The 9,916-nt window shown below is 48.7% G+C and carries 12 protein-coding genes; 1 reads left to right on the top strand and 11 read right to left on the bottom strand.

Annotated features, from left to right (window positions below; translation table 11 throughout):
* From H8S17_RS15470 to H8S17_RS15420, 11 genes are all read right to left on the bottom strand, one after another.
* On the bottom strand, positions 1–785 hold a 785-nt coding region (locus H8S17_RS15470; RefSeq protein WP_186867839.1), incomplete at its 3' end, for a VirB6/TrbL-like conjugal transfer protein, CD1112 family.
* A 3-nt stretch (positions 786–788) separates the two neighbouring features.
* A complete protein-coding gene (locus H8S17_RS17160; RefSeq protein WP_208913923.1) occupies positions 789–857 on the bottom strand; it encodes a hypothetical protein in 69 nt (22 codons plus the stop codon).
* A gap of 105 nt (positions 858–962) precedes the next feature.
* Complete coding sequence (locus tag H8S17_RS15460; RefSeq protein ID WP_186867838.1) at positions 963–2,633, bottom strand: recombinase family protein; 1,671 nt, start codon at positions 2,631–2,633, stop codon at positions 963–965.
* The gene (locus H8S17_RS15455; RefSeq protein ID WP_117536137.1) at positions 2,634–2,831 is read right to left on the bottom strand and encodes a hypothetical protein; all 198 of its coding nucleotides are present in this window, start codon (positions 2,829–2,831) and stop codon (positions 2,634–2,636) included.
* A 241-nt stretch (positions 2,832–3,072) separates the two neighbouring features.
* The gene (locus tag H8S17_RS15450) at positions 3,073–4,410 is read right to left on the bottom strand and encodes a virulence-associated E family protein (protein WP_003500111.1); all 1,338 of its coding nucleotides are present in this window, start codon (positions 4,408–4,410) and stop codon (positions 3,073–3,075) included.
* Positions 4,379–5,023, bottom strand: a complete 645-nt coding sequence (locus H8S17_RS15445) for a CHC2 zinc finger domain-containing protein (protein ID WP_007887871.1) — start codon at positions 5,021–5,023, stop codon at positions 4,379–4,381. The genes H8S17_RS15450 and H8S17_RS15445 overlap by 32 nt, the downstream gene beginning before the upstream one ends.
* A gap of 65 nt (positions 5,024–5,088) precedes the next feature.
* Positions 5,089–6,669, bottom strand: coding sequence for a MobQ family relaxase (gene mobQ / locus H8S17_RS15440; protein WP_117529942.1), 1,581 nt, complete (start codon positions 6,667–6,669; stop codon positions 5,089–5,091).
* Between the two features lie 185 nt (positions 6,670–6,854).
* Entirely contained in the window at positions 6,855–7,304 is a 450-nt protein-coding gene (locus H8S17_RS15435) for a hypothetical protein (protein WP_007886470.1), read from the bottom strand.
* Positions 7,305–7,607: 303 nt separating this feature from the next.
* Positions 7,608–7,904 (bottom strand): DUF3847 domain-containing protein, encoded by a 297-nt coding sequence (locus H8S17_RS15430; protein ID WP_002594808.1) that lies wholly within the window; start codon positions 7,902–7,904, stop codon positions 7,608–7,610.
* The gene (locus H8S17_RS15425) at positions 7,897–8,238 is read right to left on the bottom strand and encodes a DeoR family transcriptional regulator (protein ID WP_015524256.1); all 342 of its coding nucleotides are present in this window, start codon (positions 8,236–8,238) and stop codon (positions 7,897–7,899) included. The genes H8S17_RS15430 and H8S17_RS15425 overlap by 8 nt, the downstream gene beginning before the upstream one ends.
* On the bottom strand, positions 8,235–8,423 hold the full coding sequence (locus H8S17_RS15420; protein ID WP_002304353.1) for a hypothetical protein: 189 nt from the start codon (positions 8,421–8,423) through the stop codon (positions 8,235–8,237). Before H8S17_RS15420 ends, H8S17_RS15425 begins: the two co-directional genes overlap by 4 nt.
* A gap of 484 nt (positions 8,424–8,907) precedes the next feature.
* Here H8S17_RS15420 and H8S17_RS15415 point away from each other — a divergent pair, with 484 nt between their 5' ends.
* Entirely contained in the window at positions 8,908–9,714 is an 807-nt protein-coding gene (locus H8S17_RS15415; protein WP_006573790.1) for a helix-turn-helix transcriptional regulator, read from the top strand.
* The last annotated feature ends 202 nt before the right edge of the window (positions 9,715–9,916 follow it).

Genomic DNA, 9,916 nt, shown 5'->3' with positions numbered 1-9,916 from the left:
AGTGCCGTATGCAGGTTGTCGGATACTGCCACACCAGCCACAAGCACTGCATAGATTGCAACGCATACCATCATAAAAAATCCCTGAAATGCTAGAGCACAAAGCCCCTTAAAATAATTAGTTCCTATCGTTCCCCATTCCCGGTTGGTTACGGTTGCACAGGGAACGGGTGCTACTGATACATAAAGATATATTTCAATCATTCGCCCATAAAGAATGACGGTGATAAGGACTGACATGATTTTCATACATAAACTGACGATCATGGTCTCCATCCCCAATCCTAACAGCTCGCCTATACTCATTTCCGAAAACTGCTCATTGAACATCGTCTGCAGCGTACTTGAAACATCAATACTGGTTTCCCCACTGATTGCTGCGGCGGCAGAATTGACGATGTGGCTTCCCACATCAAATACCGCCATTACAATGTCAAAAGTCTTGCTTAACAGCATGACTGCAATACACGCTTTCATAAAAAAGCGGATAAAAATTGCCGTATTGAAGTCATGCAGATTATTCTTATCAATAACCATGGAAATAAGCTCGTAGACGAGTACAAAACTGATGATCATGCCCGCTATGGGAATCATCACGTTATCGGACAAGGTTTTTATCATGTCAAAAATACCGGAGTTCCAAGTGCTGGGAGTTTTGCTGACCTCCCCTGCAATCGTGCCTACCTTGTCATTGACATCGGTAAACATGGTTTCAAAGTTTGTCAGCACCCATCCCTGCAACAGTTCCTTTATGAATTCAGTAATCTTATCAATGATCCCGCCCATGAATTATGAGAACAGTGTGGTAAGCTGTGGAATTACCGTCTGTGCCACAATGATGATGCCACCGCCACTCATAAGCTGTTTTATCCCCAATTAGGTGTAAAACTCTGCTCGATGGCGGGCGGCGGCGTACAAAAAATCTATATGGTGTTTTTAAGAGAACCGTCCCGGCGGGACAGGTCAGGCAGTGACCTGTTCCACCTCTGGGATGGGTTTGAGATTAAAATGAATTTCGATAGAAATGTGTCTTGTTTTATCTTCGTCAATGCGCTCATGCACGACGATTTCTTTGATTAAGCGGTTGAGGGTGGCTGCGTCCAGCTCTGTGATATTGGCGTATTCCTGAATGGCTTCCACCCATTGTTTTGCGTCATTGGCAAGCTGGACTTCATCGGACAGCCGCTTTCTGCCCTCGGACACTTTTGTTTTAAGCTCCGCTTGCTCGGTCTGTGTCTTTTCCAGCATGGTGTTGAAATTCTGCTCACTGATACGCCCTGCAATCATATCCTCATAAAGCCGCATGACCATTTTATCCAGAACCTCAATCCGTTCCTCGTCCCTTGTAAGGGAGCGTTCCATTGCTTCCCGCTGTTCCCGCTGCTCGGCTTCACAGGTATTAGTCAGGCGGTCGGCAACCGCTTTCCCGTCCATCAGGGCAGCTCTGGCACATTCCCGGATTTTCCGCAGCACATGGCTGTAAAGGGTGTCATAGTCAATCCGGTGCTGGGTGCAGTGGTTCTTTCCAAAGGCATTGTAGGTCTTGCAGGAATAAATCTGCTGGGGATGTTTTGCGTTTGTGTAGCGTATCGTCAGCGACTTCCCACACTCGCCGCATTTTATCAGTCCGGCAAACAGGCTGATTTCATTGGTCTGCCCCGGACGCTGGCGGGATTTCAGCTTGTTCTGCACAATGTCAAAGCTCATGCGGTCAATCAGCGGTTCATGCTGTCCCTCCACCACAATCCAGTCCTCCGGCTTCTTTTCTCCAATCGTGCCGATTTTGAAACGGTAGTCTTTTTTCTGGGAAGCAATCGCCCCGGTGTAGACGGGATTCATCAAGAGGTCTTTGATAACGGAGAAGTCCCACATATACCGTCCGTTTTCTGGGTCTTTCTTTTCCCATTTGGTGCGGGTATTGCGAAGCCCCCGTTCCCGGTTCCACCATGTGGGGCAGGGGATTTTTTCTTCCTCCAGCCGTCTGCGGATATAGTTCGGACCATGACCGTTCAGGGCATATCCGAAAATCAGCCGCACAATCGGGGCGGTTTCCTCGTCAATGAGCAGATGGTTTCTGTCCTCTGGGTCTTTCCGATACCCAAAGGGGGCAAGACACCCGGTAAACTGTCCTTTCTGCGCTTTCAGAAGATAAGAGGAATGGACTTTCTTGGAAATATCCTTGCTGTACATCTCGTTCAGGATATTCTTGAACGGGGCAATATCGTTGTTATCCCGCAGGGTGTCGATACCGTCATTCATGGCGATATAGCGGACACCGTTTCTTGGGAAAAAGTCCTCAATCAAATGCCCGGTTTGCAGATAGTTACGCCCCAGTCGGCTGAGGTCTTTCGTGATGACAAGGTTGATTTGCCTGCGCTCAATGGCTCTCAACATTCTCTGTAAATCAGGACGCTCCATGTTAAGACCTGTGAAGCCATCGTCCTGATAGACCGCCACAACCTCCCATCCCTGCTTTTCGCAGTATTTTTCCAGCATATCACGCTGGTTTGCGATACTGGCACTTTCGCCTTGCAGGTCATCGTCCTTTGACAGCCTGCAATAGACCGCTACACGATAGCCCCCGGCAAGTGCCTTTCCGATTGTTCTGTATTCCATTTCGTTCATCATAGCCATTTACCCACACAATCCAGACGGTATCTGGCTCTTTTGAACCTCATCTTCATTATAGCTTATACCTTTCTTTTTAGCAAGATATTCTTTTGTATTTGTCTTTCCGTATTTCTGGGAAATCAGGCTGACGAACACATCAGTGGCGTCCAGTTCCCCGTCAAACACCGTTGTAACATGAATCTCTGTTTTGTTTTTTGCCATAGGCAGTTATCCTCCATACATGAAAATAGCCAGACAGAGGGTGTCGGCAACGAAGTCCGGCAACGGGCTTCAAAAGACCTTGCAAACAATCTCAATCTGGCGATGGTTACTATTTATACTTTTCTTTTATTTTTCTGTTGTTTTGGTTGTCATAGGGGAGAAAAGCCGATAGTTTCGGGATTTTCCCCGGCAACCGGCTCGGCAACGGGATAGCAACAGGGGGTGCAACGGGCTGCCATTTTCAGAACGGAAGCTCCATCTGTTCTGTAACCTCCACAAAACCGTCCATCGTTTTTTCAGACGGGTTGCCGGAGTCCGTTGCCGGGTTTTCACGCTCCCAGCCCTTTTGTCTGCCGTATTCGGAAAACATTCTTGGGTTCGGGAAGTACCGCCAGCCAGAAATGCACTGGTTCATAATCTCGTTGATTTCCCGGATTTCCCATTGCTTCGGCTCGTCAAAGGCATGGTTCAAGGCTTCCTTATAGAGCTGCTTGGAGCAGACCATGCTCCCGGTGTACTTATCAAGATACGCCTGTATCATCCCGGCTTTGGTGTCCTCCGGCATAAAATCCCGCTGGTGTTCTTTGAGATACCGCTGCATGGCAGGGCTGAAAGCCAGCTTGAACCTGCCGCTTCTGTAAATTTCCATCGCTTCTGCCCACATCTGCTCGATATAGGCTCTGGAAGCGGCTTCGTCCTCCAAAATGTGAACCTCGGCTTGCTCCGGGTACACCATGACGGGGATAAAGCGGCGGTTGCCGGAACGGTCAAGGGGCAGGAAGTCAAGGGCATTGGAAGTGCCGCCAAACACGCACTGACGGGGGCGGTCTGCTGGGTGGGTTTCATAGGGTATCTTGTAAACCTCTTTCTGTCGGCTTAAAAATGACTTGATTTCCTCAATGCTCTTGGCGTTTGCGGTTGCCATCATTTCCGACATTTCGATAATCCAGTGACCTTGCAGCTTACGGTACACATTGTCATCGTCCAGCTTCCGCAAATCATCGGAGAACCACTCGTCCCGGACTGCCAGCAGACGGAAGAAGGTGGACTTTCCAGCCCCCTGACCGCCTACCAGACAAAGCATGATTTCAAACTTGCACCCCGGCTGAAAGGCTCGTGAGATTGCACCCAGCAGGAACAGCTTCAACGCTTCATAGGTGTAATCGTCTGCGTCAGCCCCCAGAAAGTGCCGCAGACAGAAACGGATTCGTTCTGTCCCGTCCCACACAAGGGCACTTAGGTAGTCCCGGATGGGATGGTACTTGTTTTCATTCGCCACAATCCCGATGGCATTATCAATCTTTTTCTCATTGGTAAGCCCATAGGTTTCTTCCAGATAGAGAAGCAGATACTTCATATCCGTATCGTTCAGGGCTGTGCTTTCTCTGTGAAAACCGATGGGCTTTATGATGTCCTTGCGGTCGGTCAGGATGTTGTATGCGATAGCCCCGGAAAGCAGAGGGTCACGCTGGAATACGGTCAGGCAGTTCCGTATGCTCTGGCGGACACCGCCTTTCTCGGTGGTTTCCAGCCCCGCCTTGATTTCCTCAATGCTCTGGGGCGGCTGCATGGCGTTCATGGTGTTTTTTAGTTCTTGCTGCGTCTGCGGCTGCAAGCTCTGCCATTCGCTGTTCAAGCTGTATCACATCCTTTCCGTAGTCCGCAATCAAAGCCGCTTTTTCCTCTGTCTCCCCGAACAGCAGCACATCCAGCAGATATTCCACATGGGCTTGCTTTTGTAAGGCTTCCACAAACCGGGGATGAAAGGCTTCCTCTGGGGAGTGCGGGGCATATTCCGTTCTCCATGCCATAAGCAAGTGGAGATAATCGGCAAGGATACGGAAGCAGCGGTTCTTTGCTTCCTGAAACTGTTCCTCCGGGGATTTCTGCCGGGGCTTGGGCTTTTTTGCCTTTCCCGGCGGTTTCCAGTCCTCATAGGAAAGCCCAAAGTCATTTGCCAGTTGTACGGCGGCTTCTTTCTTTGCCAGCCCATACAGGGCGGCGGCAAAATCAATCACATCCCCATCCGCACCGCAGCCGAAGCAGTGGTAACGCCGATCCAGCTTCATGCTTGGGGTTTTATCATTATGGAACGGGCAGCAAGCCATCCCGTTCCGACCTACATGGATTCCATAATGCTCCGCAGCCTGTCTTGTTGTGACGGACTGCTTCACAGCTTCAAATACATTCAAATCTATCCCTCCTTGAAAATAAGAAAAGCACCTGACATTCTCTGATTGAAAATGGCAAGTGCCTGTTAAAGTTCCATATCCTGTTGTCTGTGTTTCGCCTGTGCCGGGGCGGTTCTTTGAGCCTTTTTCTCGTCTGCCTTATCCTGCAAGACTTCCTTGATGGGCTGCTTCTTAGGCGGCTCTTTACTTTCCTCTGTGCCGGGTGTGGCTTTCCGTACCCAGTAGCGGATGTCCCGCAGCTTCTTCAAATCCTCCTGTACCTCGGTCAGTGGTACTTTCAACTCTGCGATTTCTTCCAGAAGCGTTTCCTGCTCCTCTTGCAGCTCCTTTTGGGTACTGTCCTTATCATCTGGGTGCTTGGCAAGGTGGGTGGCGGCTTTTTCATACCGGGCAACCTCCGAGTGTTCCTGTTTGAATTTCTCCTTTGTTTTCTTAAAAAATATCTTCTGGTACTTCTCATAGACAGGCTTACATTCCTTGCAGTCTGTCCGGCTGGCAAGAATCCCGTCAATCACTTTGCTTCGGGCTTCCTTTGGCTTCATCTGATTGCGGTAATCTGCGGCTGATTTCCCGGAAGATTCCAGAAATGCTTCTAAGTCCTCCACAGTGGAAAGCCCCTTTTGCTGGAGATAGGACAGGGCTTCGCTGACTGCCTTTAAGTCCTGTGAAGTCCCCCGATTTTGTCCAGACCTCGTCCAGTCCTTCCGTTCTTCCTTTCGTATCTCCATATATTTCATCAGTAGATTGGGAAGAAGTGTCGCTTCCTCCGCCGCCTTTTGTGCAAGCAGTTCTTTCCGTTTTTCTCCCAGCTCGGTAATCCAGCCTTTGAGGTTTTGGATAAGCTGCCGGATGGACTTCATCAGGCGGTTGGCGGCTCTGATTTCCCGGTTCAGGTTGCCGATGTTCGTCTGGATACCCCGCTTTTCCATCTGCCGGACAGCAGCTCCCTCATGGACAGTAGGGATAATATCAAGCCCCTGTCTGGCATAAGAACGCAAGTCCACACGCTCTGGGCGGTCATTGGCTTCCAGATAGCGGTTCTGGATGACCTCCCATTCATGCCGCCAGATTTCGCAATACTTCTGGTCGTTCCAATCCACCGTATCCTCCTTGTGGCTTTTCCATCTGCCGGACGGAAGTTTTATCCGTTCCCCGTTTTCGTCAAGGTCATAAACCTTGCGGCTCTTGGGAAGCCATTTTCCATGTTCGTCCATTGCCCTCATAGTGAGCATGACATGGGCGTGGGGATTGTGTCCCGGCGGATGGGGGTCATGGATTGCAAAATCAGCAATCATGCCTTTGGAAACAAACTGCTGCTCACAAAACTCCCGGACAAGGACAGCATACTGGTCGGGCGGTATCTCTCTGGGGATGGTAAGCACCCACCGCCTTGCAAGCTGGGAGTTCCATTGTTTTTCCACCGCTTCGGCGGCGTTCCACAAAGTATTGCGGTCTGCATATTCCTGTGGGGCATTAGGTGGGAGCAGGATTTCATTGTGGACAATACCACGCTTTTCCGGGTAGTGCTTCACTTGCTGGTCGTATTCACAGAACAGCTTTTCGCCGCTTTGGTAAGCAGCGGCGGCAACCGCAGACTGTCGCTGGCTGCGCTGAACAATCGTGATTTCGTTGTGTGGGCAGGGCATTTCGTGTCCCTCCTTTCGGTAATTGGTGGATGGGGTGGCGTTTTACCACCTCATTTTGGCAGAAAAAAAGCAGGAGACCTTTTTCAGATTTCCTGCTCGGTGTGCCGCTATGTGGGCGGCGGGTATTTAATTGTAAAAGTTCGGGGCAAGTTGACCCGATGTGAAGCTGACAAACTTGAATTGATTTACTTTGTTTGTAAATCTTCCAGAAAGAAAATTCCCTCTGTTAGGTTGATAAACATTTCCTTGTCCTTGATTACATGAATTTTATTGTTCCACCAGACAGTAGTGTTATTAGCGGAGATGGTTTTGCTTGTTCCATCTTTAAGAAAATAAGTAATTGTAATAGCAGGTTCTTCTTCGCTATTCACTTCCCCAAATAAATCATATTTCAGAAATCCCGTTAGCTTTAAGGCTAACTCAATATCCTCACGGCTCGAAATTTCTTTAACATCATCCGTGACACTCGGATACGTGATATTTACAGACTGAATATCATTTATGCGGGGCAATCCCCAAAGATACATACCATTCATAAATATGTTGATTCCAACAATCAAAACTGTCATAACTATCACTTCTATCAAAAATCGAATAAGACATTTGAAAATCTTGTTCACCAATTTATCCTCCAATCTCGATTTCTCCTGCTCCCAAAATCCCGATTTGTTGTCATCTCCATTATACTTCATCGCCTATCGAAAAGATAGCGTATTTTATGAAACTTGTCGGCTGGGAACAGCTTGCACCGCAAGGTGTCCCCAACAGGCAAGTCCACAAAAGGGTAGCTGGCGGCAGCCAGCGCAGGGGAAGTGTAGCGTCCCCTGTATGATTTGGAGCAGACCATGACTGCGGAAAATCACAGCCCTCCGGCGAGGAGCCTTCGGAGAACGCAATGCACCAACCTCTGGGTGGTGTATAATTGCGCCCTTAGTAAACTAAGGGGTTTCCGGCTTCTCCCGTTCCAGCAGTTTTTTCAATAGTTCCTGCGTGTCCTGCCTGTGAAAAATGAGTTTCAACAACAGCATGACATCATCATCTGTCAGGCGTTCCGGCTCTTGCAGAAAACTTTCCAGCATACCGCCACGAGTACAGAGCCGGTGCGTCCGTTCCTTTCGGGTAAGCTGCTTTAACTGGTGCTGCAATGCCTTTTCATCATTGATGGCTTTCCGCAGTTTCTTTTCGCTTTTCTCCAACTCCCGATTGAGTTTTTCCAGCTTTGAGGTATCAGGCAAGGGCAGCGTCCTCCTTTCCCGGTATCAGCACATAAATCCTGTTTGGTTCTCCAACGCCCTGACGCACCCGCATGATAAGTCCGGCGTTTTCCAGTTCATTCAAAGAACGCTTGACCGTCATAGAGCTGCGGGACAGGACTGCGGCAATGGCTGTGACAGGGAAGCAGACAAACAGGATTCCGTTCTCGTCCTCCTGCCCATTGGAGAGCATAGCGTCCAACATCCGGCAGTACATGATCTTTGCGGTGCTGCTGACTGGAAACCCTGTCAACGCTCTTGGAAAAGCCATACAGGGCGGCAATGGTGTGTCTATCGTCATAAATTCAAAAATCATTCGGTGTGTTCCTCCTTTTTCTTTGCTCGTTTGGATAAATAACGGGGGCAGTCAATCACAACCGCCCGGAAGCTCTGCTTGCACCCATGCTGGCATTTCCGGCATAATTCGTTGTAAGTGACACGCCCCCGGTCATTGAGGTAAAAAGAAAGCTCATGCTTCCTCTTTTTGCTCATTCTCGGCATATTGCGCTTCCTCCCGTTTTCGTGTATGGTTTCGGGGCGATTTTCGGCAAAATTACAGCCATAGAGCCGCCTAAAATCTCCCGAAGTATCAGAGATAGGGTAGACTATCCCCCTATCAGATTGTCGTGTTTCGGTATCATTTCGGTGTCAGTTCGCCAGTTCTCCCCGGTGTCGTTCCTCCCCTGAATCTCACAGCGGCGTATCGCTCCCTTTGGTACGCTCGTTTTGGTCAGGGTTCCTCCATATCCCTGCCAAAAGTCATGACGCTACATCGCCGGGGAAGCATATCCCACACAGGCTGGTCATTCGATTGGAATAATCCATCGATGAACTACCTGTATCATAGAACATTTTTGTGCCCTGTGCCGTATGTCCACAAAGTAGGAATTCGGGGTAAAAATCAGAAATTTCCACGATTGCGGAATTGATATGGTATAATCAATTCAACGGTTATAAATGTCGTTAGAAAGGGGGAACTGCTTCAATGAACGGAGCTACTACAATACAGGAACGGCTAAAAGATTTACGATTAAACAAAGGATTAAAACTGGAAGAACTGGCTGAGCAAACGGGTATTTCAAAATCGGCTCTTGGCAGTTATGAAAAAGACGACTATAAGGAAATCAATCATGGCAACCTTATCCTGCTGGCAGATTTTTATGGGGTGTCCCTCGATTATCTCTTTTGCCGGACAGAGAACCGGGCGGAGATCAACACGCCATTAAGGGAGCTGCATTTGAGTGATGAGATGGTAGCACTTCTGAAAAGCGGTCGGATTAACAACCGTCTGCTGTGCGAACTTGCCACCCATAAGGACTTTATCAAGTTTCTTGCGGACATTGAGATTTATGTGGATGGGATTGCCACCATGCAGATTCAAAACCTCAACGCCCTTGTCGATACCGTCCGGCATGAAATCATTGAACGGTATCGCCCCGGCGAAGATGACCCCCATTTGAAAGTGTTGCAAGCCGCCCATATCAGTGATGATGAATATTTCAGTCACATGGTACGGGATGACCTCAACCTGATTATCCGGGATATTCGGGAAGCCCATAAAAAGGACAGCGAGAGTGCACCTCAGACCACCGTTGCCGATGAACTGAAAGAAAATCTGGAAGCGGTTGAAAATTTCAAGGGCAGCCGTGATGAAAAGCTGGTTGTCCTTTACTGTAAGCAGCTTGGTATCAACTATAAAAATCTGTCAGATGAAGAATTTCGCTGGCTGATTCGGATTCTCAAAAAATCAAAGAAAATGGGAACGCCTATCAGCCAGAGGAAAAAACGATAAAGAAAAACCGCTGTTGCATGGTTTGTTGGCTTCCATGTAGCAGCGGTTTTTGCTGGGATTATTCAGTTGAATTTTTAGCACGACAGTCGAGTAGACTAAAGCCTTGCAACTTTAGCCCCTCACAGATCCGTACGTGCGGCTTTCCCGCATACGGCTCCTCATAATAACATTCACTTTAATATAAGCAATAGTACGTCTTTGG

Source organism: Roseburia zhanii, assembly GCF_014287635.1.
GTDB classification, from domain to species: domain Bacteria; phylum Bacillota; class Clostridia; order Lachnospirales; family Lachnospiraceae; genus Roseburia_B; species Roseburia_B zhanii.
This window is presented reverse-complemented; position numbering and strand designations above follow the sequence as displayed.